Source organism: Aeromonas sp. Y311-2, assembly GCF_027706025.1.
In the GTDB taxonomy this organism is placed as follows: Bacteria; Pseudomonadota; Gammaproteobacteria; order Enterobacterales; family Aeromonadaceae; genus Aeromonas; species Aeromonas veronii.
Genome location: NZ_JAPDCL010000015.1, coordinates 85,705 through 108,730, shown reverse-complemented (window position 1 = coordinate 108,730; position 23,026 = coordinate 85,705). Strand labels below are relative to the sequence as shown.

Sequence of the window (23,026 nt, the reverse complement as noted above, 5' to 3'; positions counted from 1 at the left end):
CTCGGCGAGGATTTGCAGAACGTCATGCCCGATCTTTACTGAACTCGCTGCAGGGGTTTTTCTTCCGCCCCCGCCCCTCGTTGTTGTTACAGCCATAGATGTCTCCATAGAAAGCCCCCGAAGGGGCCGGTTTATTACTCGCCTACCGTGTCTCGCTCGACACAAAGAACGCCTTCCATCTCGGAAAGCCCGCCGCGCTTGCGGACAATTACATGCTGACGAACCCAGTCACGAATGGGGTTGTGACTGATGATCAGCACGGTTCCTTTCTCCTTCGCCTTCTCCTCGAGAACGGTCATCAAGCGCTCAAGGCCGGCATCATCGACCGCATCGTCAATCTCGTCGCCAATCCACAGTCGAATTGGCTTGGCAGCCCGGGAGCTCACCAAGTCCTGCAGGGCCAGAGCGGTAGCCAGGCGCACCTTTCGCTTCTCACCACCGGACAGGGAGCGGTAGTTGGAGCCGCCCGTCGCGCTGGTGACACTGATCTCGAACTTCTCGCGCAGCTCCCCTTTTGCTGTAGTGCTGATGGTGTTCCAGGTCGCCCGGATGTTGCCGTCGGACAGGATGCCCAGGTAGCGAGAGGTTCGATCGTTGAGGAACGGCGTGACCGTATCGAGGATGTGAGCGCGGATACCGGCAGGGCTGAACACCTCTACAACCTTCTCGGCGACAGAGAGCTCTTCACGAGCCGTCTCCAGAGAGGCTTTAAGCGCAACGATCGATTCCTCGATCTCCTGGGCCTTCAGCTCCGCCTTCTCGATGCTGCTGATGTACGGGTTGACCTCGGAATCGATGCTTTCCGCTCTTGCCCGATTGCCCTTTGCAGAATCGACAAGAGACTGCATGGACATCTTGAGGTTGTTCAGTTTGACCTGAAGAGCATCAAGCTCAGCCAGGCGCTCGGTCTCCGCAGTCAGGTCGGTCATGGATGACTTGAAAGCTTCAAGCTCGGAGGTGGCCGCAGCGAAGGCAGCCTCGGCTTCGGCAAGCTCGGCCGCGGCGTTCTTCGCGCTATGAACATGGCTTACGGCCTTGCTCTTTACGCTATCCATCCTGCCGGCTACATCGGACGCTTCCAGAACATGCCCGCAGCTCTCGCACTTGGTCCCGATCTCGGCTTCTACGTTGGCCATGATCTCTTTGCAGCGGGTGGCCTGTGCCTTTTCATCATTCAGGCGCTTTTGGACTGTCGAAACCCGAAGCTTTGCCTCGCCATGAGCCGAGATCAGCCGGCCGAGTTCGACACGCTCTCCATCTACCGCGGCGATCCTGGCTGAGACGGCGGCGCGTTCAGAGGCAATACCGGCTTCATCCAGACTGCTTATCTCTGCCTGAATAACCTTGGCCTTGGCGACCGATTCAGCCATTGCCGCTCGCTCCGCAGAGGACTTGGAAGAGCGACTGACCTCATAATTGTCTCGCCCTTCAATGAGCTCTTTGATGCCGCTAAGACAGGCGTCCAGGGCAGCCTGGTGGGTATTTACAGAGTTCTCCAAGGATGTGACGGCGGATTTCTTCTCCACCATCCGGTTCTTGGCGATAACGTGGGCCTCCTGCATCTTGTCGATGCCGGCCGCCTCCTCCACGATCATCTTCAGGTTCTTGTCGGTGAGGCTAGGCAGATCAATATGAGCCTCCTGCCCGGAGTAGATGGCCGCGCGGAACACGTCGCTCGTGCAGCCGACAAGTTTGGTGATCACCTCTTGAGTGGCCTTGTCGGTGCCCTGGGTCAGGTCGATAGGATCTGCAGGGTCGGTAACATCGATCAGCAGCACTCGGTTCTTGTGGACGGGATGCTTGCGATGACGGATGACGTTGTACGTGCGAGGCCCGTCTACCAACTGAACCATCACCCGGGTGCCTTTCTTGAGCTTCCGGTTGACGATCTCGTCTCCAGAATCGCCGCGGGCGGTCTCGTTGTAGAGAGCCCAGCACAGCGCCTCCGCTACAGTGGATTTACCCGCGCCGTTGCTGTTTTGAGAGGTGTCGTCGTCGTTCTCGCCCTGAATCAGGACAAGCCCCTTGCTGTCCAGGTCAACAGTGATTTGGCCAATGGCCATGAAGGCGTCGATTTCTAAGCGGTTAATCTTCATTTGATAGGCTCCGCTATGCAGCCGGGCAAATCAGCCGAACCGATAGCTCTGATAAGGGCAGTGGATTTACCGATGCCGCGAATGAGGGCGGCTGAGGCTCCGTCGAGAGCGGGAGTAACGACAACACCGAACAGGTCGTAAACCCCAGGGATTCGCACGATCTCATCCTTGGAAGCAGGTCGGCTAACGAGAAGCTGGTAGAGAGAGCCGGCTTTGATTACGCCAGGCGGTAGCTCGGTGAGCTTCATACCTTCGCTCCCTCGGAAAACCGGACTTCGTGTGCTGTAAAGGCATGGTGCTGCTCAACTAAAGCTCGCAGCTCCGGCGTGTCGCCAAGCCCCTGCAGGATGTAGTGATTGGGGACCGTCGAGCTCTTCACGACAGCACGAACCACAGCCGCATAATCCTCACGCTCGTACAGGCGGAACACGGTGCCGATGGCAAAGTGCGCACCCCCATTAATCAGCGCCTTGTACTCTCGCCCGAGCTGATAGCAGGACTCGGGAAGATCGCTCAGCCTCATACCTTCGCCTCCACTTCATCCATGATTTTCTGTGACTCGATACCAACCACTTCGTCGAACCCACGCGCACGGCACCAGTCATGCAAACTGACGCGAATAGAGGCACCGGCTTCGATGCTGCTTCCGCCCTCGCGAGAGACCTCCACCTTCGGAACATGGATCACCTGGACAGACGCAGCGCCCTGCTCGTTCAGGAACTTGCGGACCTCCTCAACCTCTTCATTGGTGGCCGACTCCAGGCGAACACGAACGAAGTGGCCATTGACCTGCTCGAAGGTCTCCATCTCGTCCCATTCAGGGTCGAAATCCACAAATCGCGGGGCGTTGGAGGTGTAATGAGTCAGCAGGCCGGTTTCGCGCTCGTGGAGCACAAAGCCGGCCTTGCTGCCGACATCGCTGAATGTCTGGTGAGTCAAAGCGCCAACCGACACGACAACGCCGAAGTCCTTGTGGTTGTGGTAATGGCCACAGAACACACGCTTGAAGCCGTAGGCCTGCAGCTCTTCCGGTGAGAAGCCGTGATCTGGGATACCGGACAAGACGCCGTTGAGAGGTGCGTGCATGTAGAGGCTCCATTGAGCGATCTCTCCGGCATCACTGCCCTTGTCACGGATGAACTTCTCGATGTGCTCGCGCACCTTGTCGCAACTGTCGAAGTAAGGGATGAAGAGGCGCTTGTTCTTCTCGTCAGCGAAGACGTTGGAGATAACCCAGACGCCGGCACCGGTCAGAGCCTCACCCGCATTCCCGAGGGTGGACGAGTTGTTACCCTCCAGGTCGTGGTTGCCGGCCAGAAGATACACGTTCAGACCGAGGTCGTTGTAAATCCGGCTGTAGAGCTCCACTGTCGGGTTCAGAACGGACGGGGCTACGCTGCCGCGAACATGGAAAATGTCGCCGGCATGAATGAGCGTGTCTCCGCCCTTTTCCTTGATCATCTCGGCCGCTCGCCATGTCTCGTCGAGGATGTGCTGCAGCCGGCTGTTCACGCCGTTCGACAACTGGTGAGAAAAGACCGACCAGTTGTGGTTGTGGGTGTCAGAAATGATGCCTTCGATGCTCACTTGGCCATCTCCTTCTCGGTGATGGTGAAATGGGCGCGGAAAAGAGACTCGTCACAGGTCTCGTAATAGTCGGGCCAGAGATCGGACGGGAACACCCGATAGTAGGGCTTGCCGTGCTTGTCGTGGGACATGTGCATGTACCGATACTTCTCGCCGCTGACATAGCCCTCCAGGCCGCCTTTGCCACTGGGCTCAAGAATGCACTCACAGGTGCCTTGGTCTTGAATCACGTTGTTGGTCGTCATAACTACTCCATAGTTCAGCTCAGTTACAAGCGCATTATAGTAAGCATTTACTGATCCGAAATCTATTTGCCCTATGAAAATGAGGACGAAAAGGAGAGCGTTCAGGGGCAAAGATGAAGACCTTAAAGACGGCCTATGTGTTATCTTGTGGGTTCTCTAATCCATTCACGCGAAGATGAAAAACCATGGAACGCCGTCTCTTTCAGATAAGACAATTCCTCTCAGCTGGAGTGCGTAACCCCGCGGAACTTCGCATGTTATTTCGCATTAGCCAGCCGACACTCTCTCGCACCCTGAATCAAATCCGCGACGAGATCATCAAGATCGGGAATGGAAGATCCATTCAGTACGCCATGCGAGACACCTTCGATGGCGCAAGGCCGGAGCATATCTACAGGGTCGAAACCAATGGGGAAGTGACGCCCATAGGCACTCTGACGCCAATTTGCCCGGATGGGTTCGTCATGGGGTCCGACGAGCACGGAAAAGAGCTCTTTGATGGCCTCCCTTGGTGGTTGTACGACATGCGCCCTCAAGGCTACTTGGGGAGGGCATACGCCTCCGCATACGCGGAAGAATTAAATCTGCCTGCAGATCCTAAGTTTTGGAGCGAAAAAGATGTCATCAAGGCTCTGGCTCTGCACGGACATGATGCAACCGGAAACCTGCTCATTGGTGAGAGGGCATGCGAGGACTTCAGGAACATGGCTCGCCCTGTCCCCGTCAACCGGCAGCAGGATTATCCGGCAATGGCCAGAGCGGCAAGCGATGGCGAGATCCCGGGGTCTTCCGCTGGCGGGGAGCAGCCTAAGTTCTGCACCTACACCGACCATGGCCATGTGATAGTGAAGTTCACCATCGCGGCCGGCAATCAGATCAGTGAGAGATGGGCCGACCTATTGCTGGCCGAGCACATTGCTCTTGGCGTTCTCGGGGTGCCGACCTATGTGTTCGATTTTGGCGACCAGAGGTTCCTCGAAGTCCCACGGTTCGACCGAGTAGGTGAGAGAGGGAGGGTGGGCATGATCTCTCTTGAGGCATTGAACCTGGAGTTTGTCGGTGCGCCGCCCGGGTATTGGCCGCCACTGGTCAGAAGGCTTGTGATGGATGGACATGTCAATGCGGAGGCCTGTGACGAAACCGAGGTTCGGTGGGCGTTCGGGAGGCTGATAGGCAATACCGACATGCACAACGGAAACCTGTCATTCGTGACCAGCGGGGGACGGCCGTACAGCCTGTCACCGGCTTACGACGTGCTGCCGATGTGCTTCTCCCCGAAAACCAGCGGCGAGGTGCCGGACAACCTGGCACCTATAGCCATCTCTGGCCACGCGAGCGCGGAAAATTGGAGAAAAGCGCTGGAACACGCGAGAGAGTTTCTCGAACGGATAAGAGGCCATGAAGGCTTCTCGGACAGATTCAGGCCGTGCATTGAAGCCATCGCCTTCAACATCGCACACGCCTCGATACAAATAAACGCACTGCCTTAAAGCTATAGGAACCGCCAATGCCAATACACCATCATCAGTGCCGGAAGTGCTACTGCACCGTTCGAATTGACCTACACCACCTCACAGAGGAGGAGGATAAGGTTTACGAGCAGGGCGGGGAGGTTAAGACGATTTGGCTGGATCAAGAGATCTGTGACATGTGCGAGCGGGAAGAGAAGCGTTAGGGGATCCCCTAACGCTGATTTGTGCCTGTCAGATTGGACTCAGGTAGAGCACAGATAGTCCAAAGGACTTGGCGTAGAACCCCTTGCCGTAGCAGTTGGCCAACACCCCGGCCAACTCGATAGCCGGAGCAGCCAGTGTCATGCCGATGTGGTTGCGGCCGGCGTGTTCGGCAAGCACCAAGTCCTTCTCTTTGCCCCAGTAGTTCCCCTTCACTTCTGCAAACGAGAGCTCTCGCTTTACGTCATCCCACACACCGACCCGGGCACCGACCGGCAGGCGATCGCTCCAGGCCTTCCCAATCCGGATGGTGTTGTAGAGAGGGAGATCGAGATTTGCATTCACAGCGAACCGGAGCACCGGCACGAACTGATCGCAACGCTTCTTCTGATAGCGCATGGGGCACTCGCTAGACGCAGCACAAGCGTCACAGAGCGCGTTCCCGTTGCTTGCGCATGTCAGCGTGAAGTGATTGTCGGGGTAGCGTCTGAGCGCGTTTGTCTTGATGTTGAGGAAGGTTTGCATTGAAGTCTCCTGTTCTGTTTGAGACAGATTACAGGAGACTTTTCAGTGGGGTCAGTCAGCGAGTTAGGCAGTTGGTCGGTAGTGTCAGATCGTGGGCTCTTCGTAGCGGAAGACAGGGCGCTCTGTCATGCCGAACCATGTCACTTCATCATCAGCACCGTAGCGGCGCATGTGGGCGACGATCAGCTCGTTCAGTTCCTCCATGAAGCGCTCTCTGGCCCTATCTCGCATCTGGGCCGCAGCGCGGTTGATGCCGGCTTGAGCCATCGGGTCAAAGACTATGGCCATCACCCTTTTCCTCTTTGACCGTCTCTTCGATGAGCGAGAGCAGGTTGTCACGAGCCTCCGTCATCTTGCCGATGGACGCATTCATGGCCATGACGGTTGAGATGGCCTGCTGGACACTGACAGGGTCATGCCCTCTGGCGTCGGTAAAAGTCGCCGAGTGACTGCCCGCGGAGTTAATCAGGATGCACGGCAGCGGCTTCGGGTTATTGTTCAAATCGAGCATCGCATTGGAGTTGATGTAATCCTTCAACATGCTCAAGCCCCTTCAACGCCGCGATTGTGGATGGTCGAGAGCATAAGGACCGCCTGGCTCTCCTCAACAATGACCTCCTCGTTCTCGCCGTTCGGAGACTCGGCGATCTTTTTGTCCAGGAACTCAACCGCCTTGGAGTCCTCTCCGAAAATTGCAGCGGTCATCTTGCGATAGTTGCCAAGAGTCGAGTCCTGGCCGGTACTCAGTATCAGCATGTTGCCTCCATAGGCTCACTGGTTTCGCAGATATAGATGTCGGCCTGACCGACCTCATCGCAGATGAAGTCATAGAGCGCCGAGACCAAACTGTTTTCATCCCAACGCTGGCCAAGCATGGCCAGCGCATCTGCATGAGGCACTGCAGAAACCAGCACTTTTGTGCAATCCTCGCCGGTTTCCCCTTCGTAGTCGATTCGAATGTCGTGAGTGCTCATGCCAACCTCTATTTCTTGGCTGCGAAGTTCTGGACGTCCCAACCGTACTTGGCACTGAGCTCGTCGGCATAGGCCTCTGCATGAGCAAGCTCGGAGAAGTCGCCGACACATGCAACGCGGCCCTCTACCAGGTGCAGGTAAACACTGAAGAAGTCGGGATCGTCATTGTCCACTTCGCAGATGCCGCTCGGACCTTCTCCGTCCACATTGGAGACACCCTGGATCTCAATGCAGTCGAACAGCGCGGGGTTTCCGTCGATCACTTCGTCAGCATAGCGATCGGCCATTTTTTCGATGTTACTTTCCATATTCACTCCATCAGTAAGTGTTTACTTTTATGGCAAGACAAAAAAAAGAACTACTCTTTACGCCCGTTAAGGGCGATGACAATCAACTCTCCAAGCGTCAATGTGCGAGCCTTTGAGTCTGGCAAGCGCTCTGCTTGCTCGATTCGTTCGGCAGCGTCAGAGAAGCGCCCAAGCGCTCTGCTTGCTTCCTTCAGGCCGACATCAACGACCAGAGTGACTTCTTTCTTCATAGAAGCCCGTCCAGCTTCATGTCCTCTATCAGATCTTCAACCCGCATCCCGTACATCGCGGCTTTAACCTCAATTCCATCGAAGAAGATCGCCCGGCTGCCGGTCACTGCGACTACCTTCGGACAGGGGCGGCCATCAGGCAAGGTGCCGGTAGCAATGCCAACCTTGAGGGCGCTCACTGTGATATTCAGCAAGATGCAGACCTCTTTCATACCGAGCTTGCGGTCCCAGTAGTTCTTCGCCATGCGATTCGTTGCGCCAACTGCGCCGATACCCTTGTTCGGCTCTCCGTTACTGGTGGCCTGAGCGATCGCTCGGACAATAACTTCGTCATGTTTCATGGTCAGCTCTCTGTTAAGCGATAACTGATTTTTACATACAGTCAGCGGGCACTGAACATCAAAACCTCAAAAAAGTGAGCAATAGCGCGGGTTTTGACCTGTGCAGAGGTTAAGACTCAGCTTGATACCCCTCCTCTGCAATGGCCACCATGTCCAGATTGTTGAAATCCGAATCCAGGGTGCAGTCGATCGCTTTGGCGATCAGGCCGGCTTTGATTGCGTCGGCCAGCTGCCGGAGCGTTTGGTTGTTGGAGAAGGCCATGTCCTCAACGATGTCGATGACCTGCTCGAAGCTCTTGCCTTCAACCGGCTCCCACAGGGTCAGCTCGTCAAAGTTCTCGCCATCCGAGTCTTTGAGCTTGATGTAGGCGTCAAAGGCATCGTTGAAGTCATCTAGGCCGCAAAAGAGGCAACTCATAGCCATTCCAATGGCCATTTTGTCTATCAGTGTGTACGCCATAAGCTCACCTTAAGCAGAGAAATAGCGCTGGCCGAACTTGCGGCGCAGCATTGAGGGGATGATTTCCAAACCGCACTGGGCGGCAACCTGTTCAGGGCTGATCTGTTCGAACTGGCCGTTGCGGTAAATGCTGTTCAGCTCCTCAACGACTGGCGCATCCGGGCCGATGATCTCTTCGACGCCGGGTGGGACTATGAACAGGCGGGAACCGTCTGTAAACCAGTGTCCGCTTTCTAAAATCGGGTCATTCATCGCCTTCCTCCTGCAGCTCAAGAAGAGCATCGCCACTTACCAAGCCCTCACCTGGGAAGAACAAGCTTTGCCCTTCGAAGTGCGCCCCTTTGATGGCAACCACGAAGTCAGCAACAATGCCCTCGTCGTCCAGTTTTCTGGCGACCAACTGCATGGCATGCTCTCCGCTTGTTCCGTGTGAGTGGGTCGCGAACAACTGTCCGTTGCTCTCGTAAACGCCTATCACGGTAAAAGTCGAAATCTGTGCGTTCATCAAAACCTCGGCATTCAGTCAATATTTACTTACAAACAGCATCAAAAAAAATCACTTCCTTGCGGCCAGCGCCTTTTCTACCGCCTCGAACCGCTCCAAAAGGTCTATCGAGCAAGAGCGTGAGAGGCTGATCGCCTGCTCAAGTCTCGCTCTTAACTTCCTCAAGTTGTCGGTGGTCATCGCCTGGAAAAGGTTGCTCATAATCAGCTCCACTTTGTTGCTGTTACAAAACAAGAATAGTAAACACGCACTGATCACTCAATCAACGCGCCTTGACGCCAGTTGGGATCGAGATCGTGATTGAATCCTCATCCTTGTTGATCCAGAAATTGCACTTGGCTCGGCGAACGGCCGGCAGCTTGTCGCCAATGACTGAGCCGTGGATAGCAAGCTCCGACTTGCCGGACCGGACCTTGATGTTTGACAGCGCCTTGCCCTCCTTCCCGAGCTTGAACCGAACAAAGATGGACTCGCCAGTCCGGACGGCACCCAACAGCGAGAGGCGAGTGTCCTCTGGGTATCCGGCTGATTGCAGAAGGAACCTGTCCAGGCACAGGCGGAGTCTCGCCTTGTTTTTAAAGGTGATCCGGCCATCCGGATGCGTTTTCAGCGTGGCCGGCGAAACAGTCGCGGTGATGCGCTCGTCGGCGGAGATCTTTACAGATGGGTCAAAGGTCATGGGCGTCCTCTCCTTTCAAGAAATGGCTGGCCATCAGATAGGCCTCATTGAACTCGGAAACATCAACCTGTCGGCCCCAGGCGTTGTAGATGGGGTTGGAGCAGCACTGGGAGAAAATCGAATCGTGAGCCGACACCATCTTTCTCAGCGCAAGCTCGGCATCTGCCAAGCGAGCCTGCAGCTCGGCCAAAGCCTCAACCGTCTCGCTCATTAACGCCCCCTGACCAGATCGCCAAACGCCCACTCAGAACCATCCTCAGCCACGAAAATCATCTCGCCTTTGTCGTTGCGGGCGGTCTTCTGCTCGTTCCAGTTAACATCGGTAGAGCCCTCGTATTCGGGGACGCCTTCGTCAGATATGGAGAGCAAATAAGCGGTGCCGGTGAGCAGCTCTTTGGTGCCGACAATCGGGGAACCGCTCGGGCTGAAATAATCGTGCATAGAGACTCCTTGCTTGTTCAAACTGACAATTACCACTTCAAAACCTTCAACCCCGGATACGGGTACAAACTGCGCGTGACAACTCCGCTCCTCTCCTTCTCGATGGACAATGCGTGGTGAAGAGGTCGAGGCTTTCGCAGGTTCTCCTCAATGAGGGCAAGCTGTTCCGGCGTCCTCTCGCTCAGCCATTTCTCTCGCAGCGCCTCGTATTGAGCGATTGCCCTCTGCAGAACAAGCGCCTTCCGGTCTTCCATCGACAGTGCGATTGCGGCAGTCATACGTCCCCCGTCAAAACCCAGAATTGAAAAAGGCCGGAAACCGGCCTTGAGTTAGTCGCAGCCTGCGCTGCTGCTTCCGCTGCAGCTGTCACCGCTGCTATAGCTGTCACCACTGCTGTACCCAGTATCTCGACTTCCATGGTCATAACAGCTGCTGGCGAAGACCGCCGCCTGACTATCCGTGTCTCGATGCGAGCGACGCTCATCCTCACAACGGACAGAGGGGGACCTTTCCGCCTCATCGAAGATTACGTAAGGCATTGAGCAGCCTTGAATGCCACCATTCGCTTTGCGCTGATGCTCCATGACTGCCTTCTCCGCAGCAATTGAGCTATGGAAGCGCGGCTTCTTCACTGGACGCTCTGCACGGACAAATGTCGCTCGCTTGCGGCGAGAGAAGACTTTCCGCAGCAGGTCGCGCAGATTGAACGGTTTAGCCATTCAGCAAATCCTTCAGCTGCTTACCGGACTTGAAGGTCAGGTCGGTGCGAGCGGGGATCTGAATCTCTTGACCGGTTTGCGGGTTGCGGCCGGTACGAGCGGCGCGAGTGACGGGGGCAAACTTGCCAAACCCGTGAATGGCGACCTCCTCGCTGTTCTTCGCGGCGATCTGAATGCGTGAAACCAAGGCATTCAGAAACTTCTCGGATGCGGCCACGGTAAAACCGGTGTCTTCTGCGATAGCGCGGATCAGATCGTTCTTGTTCATCGTTACCTCCAGAGTTTGTTGCTGTTGTCGTGCTGGTCGCACTGAATGAGGCTCGGGGAAGAGCCTCATGCGGTACGATCAGTAGCGCTTTGGCTTGCTGAAAGTGGAGCTCTGGGGGAGCTTGTAGGGTTTCGGCTTGTAGGGCTTATATGCCTTGTAGGGCTTTGGCTTTTTGTAGACCGTCTTTTTCACGACCGTCTTGTGGACAATGACGGGGGCGTGGCTGGCGCTGTGAGAGGGGGAGTTCATTGCGTTGGCGACAAGACCGCCCACGGCAGCTCCCAGGATCACATCGGACAGGCCACTATCGGAACCGGAGTTCACGACAACTGGCGAGGCCGGGGCGGCCGGGGCACTAACCTCCGACAGCGATCTCTCCTTGAGCTCCAGCTCCTTCTGCTTGAGCTCCAGCTCCTTCTGCATCAGCTCAATCTTGGACTGAGCGATCTCTTGGGCCTTCTCCTCCGGGTCATCACCACATCCGGCCAGCATCAGACTCACTGGCAGCAACGCCCATAGCAACTTACGCATTTCTATCTCCACGGTTTAACAACTGAAAAACGGCCTCGTGATTGCCCAATCACCCTCACGCACAAACATCGAGGGGAGGCCGTTTTTCAGTTGTGGCCCCGCAGGGCCACTCGTTAAGACTCGGTTTTCTTCAGGGCCGAGGCCCGCATCAAACAGGCTGCTGCAGCGATTAACAGGCCATCGGCAAGGGTGGACATCAGCTGATTGGCGAAATCCACAAACACGCTCAGACCCATGAAGGCGTAGGCGCCGTTCTTGTAGAACCAGGCTCTCACTGCAGGAAGTCATCCAAGTTCTGGTTAAGCTTGCTTGCGATAGCCTTCAGCTCTTTCTCTTCCGCTTCGCTGATGTTGCCGTCGGCCAGCGCCACCTCCAGCAGGTTGCCCATGACGTCCTGGGCCTCATTGGGGTTGTTCTTGATCTCCTCGATCTCGCGCAGAATGCGCAGGCGGGCGGTGATATAGCCGGCCTTCAAGGCATTGTTGGTCTGGTTGAAGTAATCGGTCAGCTCGTTACCGAAGGAGCTCAGGTTCGGGTTGGTGCGCAGAAGACCTTCGATCTTGGTGCGCTCGCTGTCGTCCAGGTTGCGGTCTTCGGAGTAGGCAATGAGCAGCTGGCCACCTACAATCGCTTCCATCAGATTGCGGTTCTCGATCTTCTTGGAGACAACTTTCAGTTCGTTAGCTTTCCCGCCCAGCAGTCTTTTCAGTCCAAACATTACTATATCCTCAGTTGATTGATTGTTTTCAGTAAACGCTTACATATTAAAGTGACTGCAGAGGCGCGTCTATACACGCCCCTGCAATTCCTCGATTTTCGCTATTCGACCTCTGCGTTAGCCTTCTCGAAGTCGATCAGCATTTGCAGCAACTCGGTGTAGGCGTCGGCATTGCGCAGAGCCTCAACCAGCGGGCCGCGATGCACTTTCTTGCCCTTGAACTCCAGGTACGCACCGGCTTTGGCGATGATGCCCCGATTGACCAGGTAATCGACCATGCCGCCGATGCGGTCGAGGAAGCCGGAGCCATCCTCATCGAACAGGAAGTCCCACTCTGCGGTAAGGAACGGCCGACCGACCTTGTTCTTGACGATCTTGGCCACGATGGACTGACCCAGCTCTGCCCCGTCTTTCTTGATCACCTTGCGACTGAGAGCGATGCGGATGGTCGAGTAAAAGCCGGGCGCTTTGCCGCCGGATGTCTTGGTGTTGTCGCCGAACATGACGCCTGGGTCTTGTCGGATCTGGTCGAGGAATAACATCAGGCAGTCGGTCTCTTCGGCCAGCACAGTGAGCGCGGGGAACACCGAGCTGCACGATGCCGCTAGGGCCAACTTGTCATTCATCTTGAGCTCGTCCAGCTCCTTCTCCATCTTGCTCTGCGGCACCATGGAGTTCAGGGAGTCGAACACGACAATCAAGGGGGCGGACTCAGGCACCAGCTCGTTGTCACGAATGTATCGAGCCCACTTCACCGCCTTTGTGATGCTCTCTTCGAAGGTGCGCGGGTACTGCAGCGAGAAGCGGCCACGCTCCATATTCAGGCCTCGCGCCTCGGCAAGGTCTTTCATGAAGGTACGCTCGTGGTCCATAAAGAGCGCCAGACCGCCCGCCTTCTGTGCCGCAATCATCAGGTCAACGGAAATGACCGTCTTGCCGGAAGAGCTGTCTCCGTACATCTGGACGATACGGCCGGACGGCAGCCCCTCGAGCGGGCGACCGGTCAGGGCCATGTTGAGCGGAGCGTAGCCGGTATCGAGCCAATGACGAACACCAACGGTATCAGGCTCACCTCCGAAGATTTCTTCGATGGCAGATGCAATGCTTGCTGTTTTGCTCATTACCTTGATTCCTTTTTTAAACGACTGCTTCGGAGGTTGCTTTAAAGGTTGGAACCTTTTTTACAACTTTCCTTGGTTTGTAGGTTGGATCCACCTCTGTTCTCGAGGCGACGGCAATCGGTCGGTCGAGGTATCTGCCGCCGTAGTCCCAGATAAACCAGGCATATTCAGAGGAGTCGGTGCCTCCGCCGGTAAATGTCGGTCTTGGGGTCAGCGTCAGCGTGTGGGTTGGAGGGTACAGGCTCCAAAATTCATAACGGATGTGGGCGCCAAGGGCATTCAACCGCAACAGCATCGCAACCGTCCCACGAGGCTTGAGGTCTCGGTCTATAGCGGTCTTGATGAACTCCTCCAATAACAGGTAGGGAGGGTTGGTGATGATGACGTCAGCAGAGAGGTCGAGGTCATTGTTTAGATAGTCCACCCCCATCGACAACTCGGCCCACTTTTTCGATTCCAGCGCAACCAGATCGTATATTGCTGAATCACCTCTAGCCGGCTCCAGAAACACATCGTCTGGCCTCAGCTTTAGGCGTTTCAGCAGCACCTTTACAGTCCATTCAGGACTCGGGTAAAAGTCGTTTTCACGACGTTTTGATCTGCCTGCAGAGCTCATTGTTACCTCGCGAAAAATGCGTTAATCCAAGGGGCTGGCTTGCCAGTAATCGACAGGAAGGCGAGCTCCCCGCAAGCATCGAAGAAGCCGAGCTCGTCTGGCTTTCCCTGGATGAATTGGATGTTGGGGATCTCCGGCGCACGGGCCAGATTGATGAGGCGCTGATTTCGGATGTAAATCTCCATCGCGCCGCCTTCGTTCGCACAGAAGGCATTGAGCTTCTTGAGGTGGCGACTGAAGTCAGGGCCGAGCAGCTCCTTTGTGAACCCACCTGTGGCGCGATACTCCTTCACCATCTCCGAGATACTGTCCCAGCGAGAGAAGATCAGCTTGCATGCCTTCTCGCCAAGCCCGGGGACCCCATCGATGTTGTCCGAGGTGTCACCCTCTATGCACTTGGCCGCAACGAAGTGGTCGATCCGGTCGTAGCCGGTGAAGTCGTCGAAGAAGTTCAGGTTGCAGGAGCGGTCGAGGCGAGGGTCGTACCAGGAGACATCTGGCGACAACAGCATTTGCAGCCAGTCTTTGTCAGAGCTGACCAGCTTCACCTTGTACCCCTTGGCCACAAAGCGCTTGGTCATCTGATAGGCCACGTCGTCCGCCTCAAACCCGTCTATCCGGATTTGATCGATACCGAGCAGCCCGACCATCTTCTCAATGAACGGCTGTTGAGAGTGGTACTCCTCCTTGGCCTTCACCTTCTCGGGAGTGTCGCTGCGCTTGCCCTTGTACGAGGGCAGAATGTCGAAGCGGAATTGGGCTCGGCTGTCCCACAGATAGAAGATGCGAGCGGTCGGATCGAGAGCTCTTTGATTCCGCAGCGCCACGAGGGAGTTGTAAATCGCCTGGGTAGGCTGGTCGCCAGTTTTAAGGTCGGCGGCGTGTTGACCTGCATAACCGACGGAGTTGGCGTCGATCAAGATGATGGATGGCATAGTTGTTCCCCAATAGAAAAGGGCGAGCACTTGCCCGCCCTTTGTTCAGCGCGAATTAGATGCTGTCCAGTTCACCCAGCAGAGCATCGAGGTCATCGACACTCGCAGAGGAAGAGGTCTTGCTCGGCGCTGCCGCCCCGTCAGTACCGGTCGCGGCCAACTCCTCGTCGATGGACATCAGTTCATCGAGCTCGGTGTCAGACAGCGCGGCGCTCTTGGAGGAGGACGGAGTGAACGGAACGTCGTCCTCGTCCATGACCACAGCAGACTTCGCCGGAGCAACGTCCATGTCGATAGTCGCGGCAGCCAGCGCCTTAGCGGCAGGCTTGCGCTCGATGGCGCGTGGAGCGAAATCAGCAGGCTCGATGATGCCGACGATGGCGTTCACCTGGGAGATAGCCTTGCGAGCGCCCTCCTCAGACTCCTGCTTGATGAACTCCTGCAGGTTGACCATGCCATTCAGAACGGACGGATCGACCTTCGCAGAGGTACGAGCCGGCTGAACGGAATACTCAGTATTCAGGCCGACCCCTTCGCGAGTGATGATCAAGTCAGTGCCCTCTGTCAGGCTGGTGATGTCGCCGTACTCGTCAACCAGGTCCAGAACCTTCGCAAAGGTGGTCGGGGTCATCTGCAAAATCTGCGGGATACCGGCTTTGTCGCTGGAGTTCAGGTGCAGAACGTTCACCAGAATTTCAGCGCGTTTGCACTGACTATCGGTAATCGCCTTGAGCTCCTGATCGTCAGTAACACCACGGCCGGCAGCCTCGAGAGCTTGGCAAACGCCACAGGGACGGCCAAAAGTCTTGTCAGTACACACATATACAGCCTTGGTCTTGTCCTCCAAGTCCTTGATGTAGTGCTGACCAAAGTCGGCCCAGAAGTCAGCTTCCGCGCCCAACTCAGGGTGAGCCGGCAGGATGCGGAACTTGTGCTTACCAACAGGGATCTTCAAAACATCAGCGCGAAGACCTGACTTGGCCTTGATGTCCTTCTTCTTAGCCAGAATGCGGTCGCGCAGGGAGGTGGAAAGACCGGTGGAGACTGCTGTACTCATAACTTTTTCCTTGTGTTTATGGTGCCTACCCCTCTGAGCCGCAGCGGTAAGGGGTTCAGCGATATGCTGACAACAACACTGTTGGCAGCTGTTTTTCTTAACTTCTAGCGCATTATAGTAAGTGTTTACTGAACCAACAACACACAAAAACGCATTGCCTATTCGTCGCCCATGGCGCCCTGAGCTTCTGCGATCTTGCGCTTGGCATGCGCTTTTTTGTCAGCCAGAGAGAGTTCGCCACGCAGATAAACTTCCCCACGAAGCTCCTCAAGCCGTGACTTGCCCTTCTGAACCAACATGTCCCTTCTCTGCTTCAAAGCCTCAAGGGACTGACGGAGCATTTCAGCTCGCATCCGGTATTTGGCCGACAGTTCCAGGGCGTCCTGATATTCGGGGTGAAGAGTCACCTCCGCCTCTAGCAGGGCCTCGGAGAACTTAGCACCCTTGCTAATCAGTCGTGACCGGACGTCCTTATAGGCCCGGGCCTTGGCAACTTCCGCACGAATTTTTGCCTGATCCGCTTCAAACTGTGCCTTTGCGTACTGCATGGAATAGAACCCATACAGGCCAGCCTGCTCAGTCATAGCCGAGTCCAGATCGGCATCATTGATCGCCAGGTCACGCCGCAATGTCTCGGCAGAGAAGCGCTCGCGTGAAGCCTCCGTCTTCTTCGTCTCCTCGACAGGGAGATCTGTTTCATCGAGAGGCAGTGCGGTCATGATCAACTCCTTAATGCAGCAATGAGGGGAATAAATGGAATGACGGGCTGTCGCTGGCCGCAATCTTGACCATCTCCTCGAAGTTCACACCCAGCTCGTTGCAAGCCTTGCGCAGGTCGCTAAGAAGCTGATGAATGGCCATGTCGCATGGCACATTGCCAACGTCGTACCGGTCATTCTTGCAATTGGACGAATAGGTCATGTGAGCGCACAACGCGCCAACGACCGGCATCAGAAAAGAAGGAGAGGAAACCTGCTGGGCCAGTTCCACAGCCTGTTCAATATTTTTTGCCATTGTAACACCTAAACAGTAAACATTTGCTGACCACGCAAAGCAATTTCATTTTGCTTGGCAAGGCAAATAAACTTCACCCGCTCGCAGGTTTTGACGTCGAACATGCCGATATGGCAGTCGCTCTTGTCGATCCCGAGCTGCTCGGCCAACCAGCCATAAGCCTGTCCACGCTTCATGTGCTTTCCCTTCCATAGAGGGTCGAAAGCGGCGTGAGCCTGCTTCTTCCAAAACCGCAACTCTTTGTCCGCGAGCCGGCCAAGAGGCTTAACAGTCCCCGGGTGGCAGCCGACATAGGCCCATCCAGGGAGGCATTTGCAGAGGTAGATAGGGCCAAAGTCTCGACCGCTGTAGACCTCTCTACTTGATGTGAAAACCGATCTCTCGCCGCAATACGGGCATATAGGAGTATTTCTCTTCATCCTACGGCCTCAGAATTTCGAAAATGTGCTCTGGCGAGAAATGAACGAGGTCATAACACGACAAGATCTCCGGCGGGATGAACTCCGGATTGTTCTTCAGTATCCCCTCGTACAGATATGGCTGGCCCTCTAGCTTGTTCAGAACAAGCACCCACATCCGCTCGGACGGGCAATTTTCAATGCAAGGGTCGAAGCCAAGCTTGGCATAGATACCTGGCCCAAGAGAGGCTCGAGCCTCCGCATCTGGGAGCTTGAATGTGTTGGGGGATTTAGCCGCTTTCTTTTCGGCATTGAGCAATTTGTAGGGTGTCATAGCGACCTCTCTCTGTTCAGTTCACGCTTATTTTCGCGTAATGAGAGTGGGGGCTCTACATCGCCCCCACGGGCTTATCGCATCATTTCGGCAACATCGCACATGATGTTGTCCAGCACCGTCTGGACGTCAGGCTTGGCGTAAACCATCTGCGGGTTGGGGGCGAAGATGATGGTGCAGTCCCGCTTTACGTCGTAAACGGAAGTCCCCGCAATCACCTCCCAGCCGCCTTTGACATCCGGGCACAGGTGTCTAGCCACTGCGCCCCCTGCAGCGATGATCACGGGAGGCTTGAGGAGCTCGATCTCCGCATCGAGGAAGTGCGACCATGTGTTTATCTCCGCTGTCGTCAGCTGCTTATCCGCCTTCTTGGTCTTCACCAGAGCGGTGTAATAACCGTCTGACTTTTTAAGCTCTGCCTCTTTGAGGGCGCTCAGCGTGTAGTTGAAGCTCTTCCCCTCGGCAAACCGCTTTGACTCGCACTCGGAGTAGGCCGGAGAGTCCGTCACGAACATGAATTTCGGCTTCTTGCCGTGAGTTGGAATGACCGGCTGAGGCCCTACCGTCAGGCCCTCATCGTCCAGTCCCATCTTCCGCATGTCATCGAACAGAACCTCAAGCTGGCTCTCCACAAACGCATCGATCAGGATGGGACGGTTCGCCTTCACACTTCTCAGCATGAGGTTTGGCAGCAGAGACTTTTGATCACGGAGACGATCTGGGTGTCTCGGATCCAGACTGCCAGGCTCTATCGCGTAAAAGGCGCCTACCAGCTCCAGGTTCTCCTGAACCCGCTTGTTGACCAATCGACGCTCCACCGACTCGATAAAGTGAGCCTTCGATTTAAAGCGGCCGCCCTGGGCCTCTCTCGCCTTGAGGATCGCCTTCACGCCATTGTCCGACACCTGTTTAACCGCTTGGAGCGGGGCATAGAGAATGTGCTGCTCCCGCAGCATGTCGTACCCTATCTCGAAGGCGTCGGTGGATGTGTTGATGCAGGGCGGGACCACATAGATCCCCGACTTCTCGGCATCTTTGACGATTGAGGGAAGCTCGTCCTCTTTCGCAATCGACAGTGCGGCGGCAAAAAACTCCGCGGGGTAGTGGACCTTGACCCACATGCACAGATAGGAGATCAGCGTATAGGCGACTGAGTGGGATTTGTTGAAGCCGTAGCCGGCGAACTCGGCAATCTGGTCGAACAGATCCGAAGCCTGGCGCTCATCCATGCCCGAGCACGACACCGCGCCCGACACGAACTTCTCGCGCTGCTTCTCCATCTCCTCCGGCAGCTTCTTACCCATTACCTTTCGGAGCTTGTCCGACTCGCCCATTGTGTAGCCGCACAAGTCTCGGGCGATCTGCATGACCTGCTCCTGATAGACGATAATCCCCCGAGTTTCTCGCAGAGCATCCTCCATCTTGTGGTGGGCATAGTGAGGCTTCACCATGCCTTGCTTGATGCGGACGTACTCTTCCGTCATGCCCGACTGGAGAGGGCCCGGGCGGAACAAAGCCGTTGCCGCATAGATGTCCTCGAACGAGAGGTCCCTGCCTCCCTCGGACAGGTCTTTAAGCAGCTGCCGCATACCGTGGGAGACGAACTGGAATACACCGGCCGTATCCCCTGCCGCGAAGGCCTTAAGCACCTTCTCGTCATCGAGAGGGATGGATGTGAAATCGAGCTGAACCTTGTGGCGGTCTTGGATTTTCTGTCTGGCCAGGTTGAGTGTGTCCAGGGTGGACAGGCCCAGAATATCGAGCTTTATCAACCCAAAGTCCTCAACGACCTGCTTGTCCCAGTTGACCGTCTGCTCGCCATTCCGCACCTCTACCGCGCTACGGCGGGTGAGAGGTTCACCGGCCACCACAACGCCCGCGGCGTGACGGCTTAGGCTGCGCATGGCCCCTTCGAGCGTCTCAGAAATGGCAAACTCTCTCGGGTGAGCGGAGGCGTACCGGCTGATCTCCGGCAGCTCCTTGGCCTCAGACAGACTCATGCCCTGATCAATCACCTTGGTGCAGCTGTAGTCCTGCTGCGGGAGGTCATGGATACGGGCAACATCCCGAATAGCAGAAGCGGCCGCCAGGGTGGAGTAGTTACTAATCCCAGCCACATGATCCTGCCCGAACCGATTCGTGATGTACTCAAGCACCTCATGGCGCCGGCTACTCATAAAGTCGGTATCGACGTCGGGATAGTCCAGACGATCGGGGTTAAGGAAGCGCTCGAAGATCAGGCCAAAGCGGATAGGGTCAACATCGGTAACGCCAATCAAAAACGCCACCAGTGAGCCGCCCGCGGAACCCCGGGCGGGGCCAACCATAATGCCGTTGCTCTTCGACCACATGATAATGTCCCTGATCAACAGGAAGTACCGGTCGAACTTCATGTCGCGCAACACGCCAAGCTCATACTTGAGGCGGGCGCGGTACTCGGGCAACTTCTCGGGCGAAGGCTGGTAGCCAAACACCTTCTTGGTCAGGCGATTTTTGAAGCCCTCCAGGCACAGCTTGGTAAGCTCTGCAAACTCATCCTCCGCCATCTGCGGGAGACACATGCCTTGCTTCTGCCAGCGATATTGGCAGTCATCGACGATGGCCTGAGTGTCGTCGGGAGCAGTAATGCCTGTCCGCTTTCTCCACTCCAATATCTCCGTCTCCATCTCCGACGGGGACAGCATGTGCAAGTCGCGGTTGTACGGGATGTTCCGCAGTGGGTGGACGGCGCTACCCTGGCCAATGATGTAACTCATTACATCGCGGGCGTCATCCTGCCCCTTATCGACGTACAGAATCGGCCTTGAAAGCATCACGCGGGAATCGCTCTCAATCGCTTTCTGAGACGCTATCGAATTGACGCGATCAAAGTATGCGCTCTTGAGCGGGACGAGCTCTATGACGCGCTGATGCGCTGGGACATGCTTGACCAGAGCAGAGTAGATCTTGTCTGCTTTGCAGTGGGCAAACAGTGAAAAGAAATCACCGGTCGTCAGGATCAGCCCGTCACTTCTCAAGGCTTTGACCAGATCGAGAACCCCGATGCGAGGCTCATAGTAGAAATACTCCTCAGACCTGGCCTTGGTCAGAAGAGAAAACAGGGCCTTCAGGCCCTCCTCGTTCTTGACCAGAAGCTTTGCCTCCCAGAAGTGATTCGGCTTTACCTCAAGGCCGCTCTTCTTCGATGGCGGGCGATAAGTAGGGTCATCAAACACCTTGATGGAGGTCCCTATAATCGCCTTGGCGCCGCAGTCTTCGGGCATGGCCTTAAACAGGTCAGTCATCCCGGATATTGTCGCGTCATCGGTGAGGATGACGCTTTGATAACCCATCTCCAAAGCCTTCTTGACGATCGCGTCAACCGAGGACACGGCTCGACCCATCGAGAAGTGGGAGCGAGCGTTAGTTAGGTGCATATAAGCCATCTCCGACTTGGGTAATCACCTCCAACGCCTCCAGTGCGGAGATAACGAAGGAGGATGTGTTGTTCATGCTGGACGGAGAGAGCGTCACCGCTCGCCCAATGGCGAGTTTCAACTCGAGCCTGGAGAACGGGCGTCTCTTGTTCAGCAGTTCTTGGATTTCAGCGAGGTAGCCGGGTCGCATCTTCATCGTCTTGAACGAGTTCACGCCTTGCTTGGAGTCGGCAACCATATCGATGCCTGACTTCTCAATGGCAGTGGCAATACGCCTTGCGTGAATGGAGAGGGACGACAAGTCGCGGCGGCTCTCAAATCTCTCTCTGCTTTTGCCAATCAGCGGCTTGGCCCCGGAGACAAGCTCGACCTTGATGTCGCCGCGTGACACGCCCTTGCGATCAAGGAACGCCTGGACGCCATGCAAAAGCTTGGAGACATCAATCCGCTCTTGAAGTGAGTGGAGGCGAGAACGCACCTCCAACGCACACTCCTTGTTTTGAGGACACTCCTTGCAGCTCTTGGCGCTGGCAGAGAAGCAGACAATTTGGCCCTGGCAGTGGTGCCAGGGCTGAGGGGAGGGGATCATCCTTCAACAACCCGCGCTGCGATTTGAGCGCAGGTCTCCTTATCAACAGGCGTCAGTCGGTTCAAGAATGACAGCTGCAGACCGGTCATGAAGGATGCTCTGGCCACACCAATTCGTGCGGCATTGATCAACACGCGGGGGCCGAGAGTGGCGCCAATCTTCTTGGCATCGAAGGCCTCGCGAACAAGGTTGGCAAAGCGGACGAGCCGCTCTGCATCCGGCATCGCAATATTCCCCTGAGAAGAGACGACTGCCGCCTCTTGCTTGGCCGGCATGTACTTCATCTGGAGGACGATGCCAAAGCGCTCGAAGTTCGCCGCGTTCTGGATATTGGTGCCCAGGTACAGGCCGCTGTCATCGCCAGATCCGTTGGTGTTACCGGTCGCCATGAAGTGGAAGTTCGGGTGAGGATGAACAACCCGCCACTCCGAATCCGCAGGCGCATCTTTGATGATCAGCGGCTTGCCCTCGAGTACCGCCTGATACACGGCGAGCACCTGGGGGAACGAGAAGTCGTACTCGTCGGCGAGGTATCCCCAGCCGTACTTCATCGCAAGAGGCAAGGGGCCGGGCGAGAAGAAGGTGCCTCGCTCTGGGTCGGCAGCCATCTGGCCGAGGATGTGAGCCTCTTCGGTCGAGCCAGTGTGCTGGATCCGGATAATCGGCCGATGGAGCCGAGCATACATCTGCTCGAATATGGTTGATTTGCCGGTGCCGGCGTGGCCCCAGAGATAAGTCGGGATCTTCATGACCATGCCCATCAGCAACGTCTTCAAGACGTCCACATCGAAGACATAGCGGTCATCAACATCCGGGATCTGCATGTCCCACTCTGTCGAGCCGGCAACCTCGACCATGATAGGGGAGCCGTCGGCTCTCATTGCCCCTTTACACTTCTTGCCGAGCTCGAACACCTCGTAGAGAGGCAGGTTCTTCGTCTCGACCATCTTCATGCTGGCCGCGCTGAGCTCCGCTGAAGCCGTCAGCTCCTCTTTTGTCTTGTTGCGGGCGTTGATACGAGCGATAGCTGCCTCGCTCAACAGGGGCGCGTCTGGGTAGTCCGCCTTGTACTGCTCAATGGTGACTGTCGGGTGGTGATCGCGCAGGTGAAGCTGAATAGCGTGGACCTTCGCGTGACAGATGGCGCAGGAGATCTTTTCTTCTGGATTGGCAATAGCGGTGAGATCAGTCATGGTTTCCTCTGTTCAGTAAGTGTTAGCTTAAACAACGCTGTTATTCTAAACGC

General features: G+C 56.0%; 38 protein-coding genes. 1 reads left to right on the top strand and 37 read right to left on the bottom strand.

The features are described from left to right. Positions 1-134 precede the first annotated feature (134 nt). The 5 genes from OKC42_RS14975 to OKC42_RS14955 are packed head-to-tail and all read right to left on the bottom strand — an operon-like array spanning position 135 to position 3,928. Complete coding sequence (locus OKC42_RS14975) at positions 135-2,096, bottom strand: AAA family ATPase (protein WP_270820190.1); 1,962 nt, start codon at positions 2,094-2,096, stop codon at positions 135-137. Then, the gene (locus tag OKC42_RS14970) at positions 2,093-2,344 is read right to left on the bottom strand and encodes a hypothetical protein (RefSeq protein WP_202211973.1); all 252 of its coding nucleotides are present in this window, start codon (positions 2,342-2,344) and stop codon (positions 2,093-2,095) included. The genes OKC42_RS14975 and OKC42_RS14970 overlap by 4 nt, the downstream gene beginning before the upstream one ends. Further along, complete coding sequence (locus OKC42_RS14965; RefSeq protein WP_202211974.1) at positions 2,341-2,619, bottom strand: hypothetical protein; 279 nt, start codon at positions 2,617-2,619, stop codon at positions 2,341-2,343. The genes OKC42_RS14970 and OKC42_RS14965 overlap by 4 nt, the downstream gene beginning before the upstream one ends. Beyond that, entirely contained in the window at positions 2,616-3,683 is a 1,068-nt protein-coding gene (locus OKC42_RS14960) for a metallophosphoesterase (protein ID WP_270820189.1), read from the bottom strand. Before OKC42_RS14960 ends, OKC42_RS14965 begins: the two co-directional genes overlap by 4 nt. Continuing rightward, positions 3,680-3,928 carry a hypothetical protein gene (locus OKC42_RS14955; protein ID WP_107961331.1) on the bottom strand — a complete coding sequence of 83 codons (249 nt, stop codon included), beginning with the start codon at positions 3,926-3,928 and terminating at the stop codon, positions 3,680-3,682. The genes OKC42_RS14960 and OKC42_RS14955 overlap by 4 nt, the downstream gene beginning before the upstream one ends. Positions 3,929-4,113: 185 nt before the next feature. Between OKC42_RS14955 and yjjJ the strand changes: the two genes are divergently transcribed. Then, on the top strand, positions 4,114-5,418 hold the full coding sequence (gene yjjJ, locus OKC42_RS14950) for a type II toxin-antitoxin system HipA family toxin YjjJ (RefSeq protein ID WP_270820188.1): 1,305 nt from the start codon (positions 4,114-4,116) through the stop codon (positions 5,416-5,418). A gap of 213 nt (positions 5,419-5,631) precedes the next feature. Here the strand turns inward: yjjJ and OKC42_RS14945 are convergent, their stop codons facing one another. The 32 genes from OKC42_RS14945 to OKC42_RS14790 form a co-directional block, all read right to left on the bottom strand. Beyond that, positions 5,632-6,000 (bottom strand): hypothetical protein, encoded by a 369-nt coding sequence (locus OKC42_RS14945; protein WP_213390092.1) that lies wholly within the window; start codon positions 5,998-6,000, stop codon positions 5,632-5,634. 210 nt (positions 6,001-6,210) lie between these two features. Continuing rightward, positions 6,211-6,414: a hypothetical protein gene (locus tag OKC42_RS14940; protein ID WP_107961328.1), complete on the bottom strand. Its 204-nt coding sequence runs from the start codon at positions 6,412-6,414 to the stop codon at positions 6,211-6,213. Continuing rightward, positions 6,398-6,667, bottom strand: coding sequence for a hypothetical protein (locus tag OKC42_RS14935; protein ID WP_107961327.1), 270 nt, complete (start codon positions 6,665-6,667; stop codon positions 6,398-6,400). Before OKC42_RS14935 ends, OKC42_RS14940 begins: the two co-directional genes overlap by 17 nt. 2 nt (positions 6,668-6,669) lie before the next feature. Further along, a complete protein-coding gene (locus OKC42_RS14930) occupies positions 6,670-6,882 on the bottom strand; it encodes a hypothetical protein (RefSeq protein WP_107961326.1) in 213 nt (70 codons plus the stop codon). Continuing rightward, a complete protein-coding gene (locus tag OKC42_RS14925; RefSeq protein WP_107961325.1) occupies positions 6,876-7,100 on the bottom strand; it encodes a hypothetical protein in 225 nt (74 codons plus the stop codon). The genes OKC42_RS14930 and OKC42_RS14925 overlap by 7 nt, the downstream gene beginning before the upstream one ends. Positions 7,101-7,108: 8 nt before the next feature. Continuing rightward, positions 7,109-7,408 (bottom strand): hypothetical protein, encoded by a 300-nt coding sequence (locus tag OKC42_RS14920; protein WP_270820185.1) that lies wholly within the window; start codon positions 7,406-7,408, stop codon positions 7,109-7,111. A gap of 50 nt (positions 7,409-7,458) precedes the next feature. Then, positions 7,459-7,638, bottom strand: coding sequence for a hypothetical protein (locus tag OKC42_RS14915; protein ID WP_107961323.1), 180 nt, complete (start codon positions 7,636-7,638; stop codon positions 7,459-7,461). Then, a complete protein-coding gene (locus tag OKC42_RS14910; RefSeq protein ID WP_107961322.1) occupies positions 7,635-7,979 on the bottom strand; it encodes a hypothetical protein in 345 nt (114 codons plus the stop codon). The genes OKC42_RS14915 and OKC42_RS14910 overlap by 4 nt, the downstream gene beginning before the upstream one ends. A 109-nt stretch (positions 7,980-8,088) precedes the next feature. Then, the gene (locus OKC42_RS14905; protein WP_270820183.1) at positions 8,089-8,397 is read right to left on the bottom strand and encodes a hypothetical protein; all 309 of its coding nucleotides are present in this window, start codon (positions 8,395-8,397) and stop codon (positions 8,089-8,091) included. A 51-nt stretch (positions 8,398-8,448) separates the two neighbouring features. Beyond that, a complete protein-coding gene (locus OKC42_RS14900; protein ID WP_107961320.1) occupies positions 8,449-8,691 on the bottom strand; it encodes a hypothetical protein in 243 nt (80 codons plus the stop codon). Next, a complete protein-coding gene (locus tag OKC42_RS14895; protein ID WP_146156482.1) occupies positions 8,684-8,944 on the bottom strand; it encodes a hypothetical protein in 261 nt (86 codons plus the stop codon). The genes OKC42_RS14900 and OKC42_RS14895 overlap by 8 nt, the downstream gene beginning before the upstream one ends. A 51-nt stretch (positions 8,945-8,995) precedes the next feature. Further along, positions 8,996-9,145: a hypothetical protein gene (locus tag OKC42_RS14890; RefSeq protein ID WP_172438573.1), complete on the bottom strand. Its 150-nt coding sequence runs from the start codon at positions 9,143-9,145 to the stop codon at positions 8,996-8,998. A gap of 61 nt (positions 9,146-9,206) precedes the next feature. Further along, positions 9,207-9,623 (bottom strand): hypothetical protein, encoded by a 417-nt coding sequence (locus OKC42_RS14885; protein WP_107961319.1) that lies wholly within the window; start codon positions 9,621-9,623, stop codon positions 9,207-9,209. Beyond that, a complete protein-coding gene (locus OKC42_RS14880) occupies positions 9,613-9,834 on the bottom strand; it encodes a hypothetical protein (protein WP_107961318.1) in 222 nt (73 codons plus the stop codon). Before OKC42_RS14880 ends, OKC42_RS14885 begins: the two co-directional genes overlap by 11 nt. Beyond that, complete coding sequence (locus tag OKC42_RS14875; RefSeq protein WP_270818105.1) at positions 9,834-10,064, bottom strand: hypothetical protein; 231 nt, start codon at positions 10,062-10,064, stop codon at positions 9,834-9,836. Before OKC42_RS14875 ends, OKC42_RS14880 begins: the two co-directional genes overlap by 1 nt. A 29-nt stretch (positions 10,065-10,093) precedes the next feature. Beyond that, complete coding sequence (locus tag OKC42_RS14870) at positions 10,094-10,342, bottom strand: hypothetical protein (protein WP_107961316.1); 249 nt, start codon at positions 10,340-10,342, stop codon at positions 10,094-10,096. A gap of 51 nt (positions 10,343-10,393) precedes the next feature. Further along, on the bottom strand, positions 10,394-10,783 hold the full coding sequence (locus OKC42_RS14865; protein ID WP_270820179.1) for a hypothetical protein: 390 nt from the start codon (positions 10,781-10,783) through the stop codon (positions 10,394-10,396). After that, a complete protein-coding gene (locus OKC42_RS14860; protein WP_107961314.1) occupies positions 10,776-11,051 on the bottom strand; it encodes an HU family DNA-binding protein in 276 nt (91 codons plus the stop codon). Before OKC42_RS14860 ends, OKC42_RS14865 begins: the two co-directional genes overlap by 8 nt. Positions 11,052-11,129: 78 nt before the next feature. Then, complete coding sequence (locus OKC42_RS14855; protein WP_107961313.1) at positions 11,130-11,582, bottom strand: hypothetical protein; 453 nt, start codon at positions 11,580-11,582, stop codon at positions 11,130-11,132. Positions 11,583-11,695: 113 nt separating this feature from the next. Further along, positions 11,696-11,857, bottom strand: a complete 162-nt coding sequence (locus tag OKC42_RS14850) for a DUF3927 family protein (protein ID WP_213390102.1) — start codon at positions 11,855-11,857, stop codon at positions 11,696-11,698. Beyond that, positions 11,854-12,300 (bottom strand): tellurite resistance TerB family protein, encoded by a 447-nt coding sequence (locus OKC42_RS14845; protein ID WP_107961312.1) that lies wholly within the window; start codon positions 12,298-12,300, stop codon positions 11,854-11,856. The genes OKC42_RS14850 and OKC42_RS14845 overlap by 4 nt, the downstream gene beginning before the upstream one ends. Before the next feature lie 101 nt (positions 12,301-12,401). Continuing rightward, positions 12,402-13,421, bottom strand: a complete 1,020-nt coding sequence (locus tag OKC42_RS14840; protein ID WP_270820177.1) for a hypothetical protein — start codon at positions 13,419-13,421, stop codon at positions 12,402-12,404. A gap of 16 nt (positions 13,422-13,437) precedes the next feature. Further along, positions 13,438-14,037, bottom strand: a complete 600-nt coding sequence (locus OKC42_RS14835) for a DNA methyltransferase (protein ID WP_213390104.1) — start codon at positions 14,035-14,037, stop codon at positions 13,438-13,440. Between the two features lie 2 nt (positions 14,038-14,039). Continuing rightward, entirely contained in the window at positions 14,040-14,972 is a 933-nt protein-coding gene (locus OKC42_RS14830; RefSeq protein ID WP_107961310.1) for a hypothetical protein, read from the bottom strand. A gap of 55 nt (positions 14,973-15,027) precedes the next feature. Continuing rightward, entirely contained in the window at positions 15,028-16,029 is a 1,002-nt protein-coding gene (locus tag OKC42_RS14825) for a hypothetical protein (RefSeq protein ID WP_107961309.1), read from the bottom strand. A gap of 158 nt (positions 16,030-16,187) precedes the next feature. Beyond that, positions 16,188-16,748, bottom strand: a complete 561-nt coding sequence (locus OKC42_RS14820) for a hypothetical protein (protein ID WP_107961308.1) — start codon at positions 16,746-16,748, stop codon at positions 16,188-16,190. 10 nt (positions 16,749-16,758) lie between these two features. Further along, on the bottom strand, positions 16,759-17,043 hold the full coding sequence (locus tag OKC42_RS14815; RefSeq protein WP_107961307.1) for a hypothetical protein: 285 nt from the start codon (positions 17,041-17,043) through the stop codon (positions 16,759-16,761). An 8-nt stretch (positions 17,044-17,051) separates the two neighbouring features. Next, positions 17,052-17,462 (bottom strand): zinc-finger-containing protein, encoded by a 411-nt coding sequence (locus OKC42_RS14810; RefSeq protein WP_107961306.1) that lies wholly within the window; start codon positions 17,460-17,462, stop codon positions 17,052-17,054. 1 nt (position 17,463) lies between these two features. Beyond that, entirely contained in the window at positions 17,464-17,775 is a 312-nt protein-coding gene (locus tag OKC42_RS14805; protein WP_270820175.1) for a hypothetical protein, read from the bottom strand. A 74-nt stretch (positions 17,776-17,849) separates the two neighbouring features. After that, entirely contained in the window at positions 17,850-21,191 is a 3,342-nt protein-coding gene (dnaE, locus tag OKC42_RS14800; protein WP_270820173.1) for a DNA polymerase III subunit alpha, read from the bottom strand. Beyond that, complete coding sequence (locus OKC42_RS14795) at positions 21,178-21,675, bottom strand: hypothetical protein (protein ID WP_172438570.1); 498 nt, start codon at positions 21,673-21,675, stop codon at positions 21,178-21,180. Before OKC42_RS14795 ends, dnaE begins: the two co-directional genes overlap by 14 nt. A 101-nt stretch (positions 21,676-21,776) precedes the next feature. Then, positions 21,777-22,973: an AAA family ATPase gene (locus OKC42_RS14790; RefSeq protein ID WP_107961300.1), complete on the bottom strand. Its 1,197-nt coding sequence runs from the start codon at positions 22,971-22,973 to the stop codon at positions 21,777-21,779. Positions 22,974-23,026 lie beyond the last annotated feature (53 nt).

Excerpts from the sequence above, each read along its gene's own strand:
- OKC42_RS14890 (WP_172438573.1), bottom strand. The coding sequence starts at position 9,145 with ATGAGCAACCTTTTCCAGGCGATGACCACCGACAACTTGAGGAAGTTA.
- OKC42_RS14910 (WP_107961322.1), bottom strand. The coding sequence starts at position 7,979 with ATGAAACATGACGAAGTTATTGTCCGAGCGATCGCTCAGGCCACCAGT.
- OKC42_RS14825 (WP_107961309.1), bottom strand. The coding sequence starts at position 16,029 with ATGAGTACAGCAGTCTCCACCGGTCTTTCCACCTCCCTGCGCGACCGC.
- OKC42_RS14835 (WP_213390104.1), bottom strand. The coding sequence starts at position 14,037 with ATGAGCTCTGCAGGCAGATCAAAACGTCGTGAAAACGACTTTTACCCG.
- OKC42_RS14845 (WP_107961312.1), bottom strand. The coding sequence starts at position 12,300 with ATGTTTGGACTGAAAAGACTGCTGGGCGGGAAAGCTAACGAACTGAAA.
- OKC42_RS14820 (WP_107961308.1), bottom strand. The coding sequence starts at position 16,748 with ATGACCGCACTGCCTCTCGATGAAACAGATCTCCCTGTCGAGGAGACG.
- OKC42_RS14930 (WP_107961326.1), bottom strand. The coding sequence starts at position 6,882 with ATGCTGATACTGAGTACCGGCCAGGACTCGACTCTTGGCAACTATCGC.
- OKC42_RS14975 (WP_270820190.1), bottom strand. The coding sequence starts at position 2,096 with ATGAAGATTAACCGCTTAGAAATCGACGCCTTCATGGCCATTGGCCAA.
- OKC42_RS14965 (WP_202211974.1), bottom strand. The coding sequence starts at position 2,619 with ATGAGGCTGAGCGATCTTCCCGAGTCCTGCTATCAGCTCGGGCGAGAG.
- OKC42_RS14870 (WP_107961316.1), bottom strand. The coding sequence starts at position 10,342 with ATGACTGCCGCAATCGCACTGTCGATGGAAGACCGGAAGGCGCTTGTT.
- OKC42_RS14830 (WP_107961310.1), bottom strand. The coding sequence starts at position 14,972 with ATGCCATCCATCATCTTGATCGACGCCAACTCCGTCGGTTATGCAGGT.
- dnaE (WP_270820173.1), bottom strand. The coding sequence starts at position 21,191 with ATGCACCTAACTAACGCTCGCTCCCACTTCTCGATGGGTCGAGCCGTG.
- OKC42_RS14860 (WP_107961314.1), bottom strand. The coding sequence starts at position 11,051 with ATGAACAAGAACGATCTGATCCGCGCTATCGCAGAAGACACCGGTTTT.
- OKC42_RS14880 (WP_107961318.1), bottom strand. The coding sequence starts at position 9,834 with ATGAGCGAGACGGTTGAGGCTTTGGCCGAGCTGCAGGCTCGCTTGGCA.
- OKC42_RS14810 (WP_107961306.1), bottom strand. The coding sequence starts at position 17,462 with ATGAAGAGAAATACTCCTATATGCCCGTATTGCGGCGAGAGATCGGTT.
- OKC42_RS14900 (WP_107961320.1), bottom strand. The coding sequence starts at position 8,691 with ATGAATGACCCGATTTTAGAAAGCGGACACTGGTTTACAGACGGTTCC.
- OKC42_RS14855 (WP_107961313.1), bottom strand. The coding sequence starts at position 11,582 with ATGCGTAAGTTGCTATGGGCGTTGCTGCCAGTGAGTCTGATGCTGGCC.
- OKC42_RS14925 (WP_107961325.1), bottom strand. The coding sequence starts at position 7,100 with ATGAGCACTCACGACATTCGAATCGACTACGAAGGGGAAACCGGCGAG.
- yjjJ (WP_270820188.1), top strand. The coding sequence starts at position 4,114 with ATGGAACGCCGTCTCTTTCAGATAAGACAATTCCTCTCAGCTGGAGTG.
- OKC42_RS14905 (WP_270820183.1), bottom strand. The coding sequence starts at position 8,397 with ATGAGTTGCCTCTTTTGCGGCCTAGATGACTTCAACGATGCCTTTGAC.
- OKC42_RS14885 (WP_107961319.1), bottom strand. The coding sequence starts at position 9,623 with ATGACCTTTGACCCATCTGTAAAGATCTCCGCCGACGAGCGCATCACC.
- OKC42_RS14790 (WP_107961300.1), bottom strand. The coding sequence starts at position 22,973 with ATGACTGATCTCACCGCTATTGCCAATCCAGAAGAAAAGATCTCCTGC.
- OKC42_RS14920 (WP_270820185.1), bottom strand. The coding sequence starts at position 7,408 with ATGGAAAGTAACATCGAAAAAATGGCCGATCGCTATGCTGACGAAGTG.
- OKC42_RS14875 (WP_270818105.1), bottom strand. The coding sequence starts at position 10,064 with ATGCACGATTATTTCAGCCCGAGCGGTTCCCCGATTGTCGGCACCAAA.
- OKC42_RS14865 (WP_270820179.1), bottom strand. The coding sequence starts at position 10,783 with ATGGCTAAACCGTTCAATCTGCGCGACCTGCTGCGGAAAGTCTTCTCT.
- OKC42_RS14955 (WP_107961331.1), bottom strand. The coding sequence starts at position 3,928 with ATGACGACCAACAACGTGATTCAAGACCAAGGCACCTGTGAGTGCATT.
- OKC42_RS14970 (WP_202211973.1), bottom strand. The coding sequence starts at position 2,344 with ATGAAGCTCACCGAGCTACCGCCTGGCGTAATCAAAGCCGGCTCTCTC.
- OKC42_RS14935 (WP_107961327.1), bottom strand. The coding sequence starts at position 6,667 with ATGTTGAAGGATTACATCAACTCCAATGCGATGCTCGATTTGAACAAT.
- OKC42_RS14945 (WP_213390092.1), bottom strand. The coding sequence starts at position 6,000 with ATGCGCTATCAGAAGAAGCGTTGCGATCAGTTCGTGCCGGTGCTCCGG.
- OKC42_RS14805 (WP_270820175.1), bottom strand. The coding sequence starts at position 17,775 with ATGACACCCTACAAATTGCTCAATGCCGAAAAGAAAGCGGCTAAATCC.
- OKC42_RS14940 (WP_107961328.1), bottom strand. The coding sequence starts at position 6,414 with ATGGCCATAGTCTTTGACCCGATGGCTCAAGCCGGCATCAACCGCGCT.
- OKC42_RS14815 (WP_107961307.1), bottom strand. The coding sequence starts at position 17,043 with ATGGCAAAAAATATTGAACAGGCTGTGGAACTGGCCCAGCAGGTTTCC.
- OKC42_RS14915 (WP_107961323.1), bottom strand. The coding sequence starts at position 7,638 with ATGAAGAAAGAAGTCACTCTGGTCGTTGATGTCGGCCTGAAGGAAGCA.
- OKC42_RS14895 (WP_146156482.1), bottom strand. The coding sequence starts at position 8,944 with ATGAACGCACAGATTTCGACTTTTACCGTGATAGGCGTTTACGAGAGC.
- OKC42_RS14840 (WP_270820177.1), bottom strand. The coding sequence starts at position 13,421 with ATGAGCAAAACAGCAAGCATTGCATCTGCCATCGAAGAAATCTTCGGA.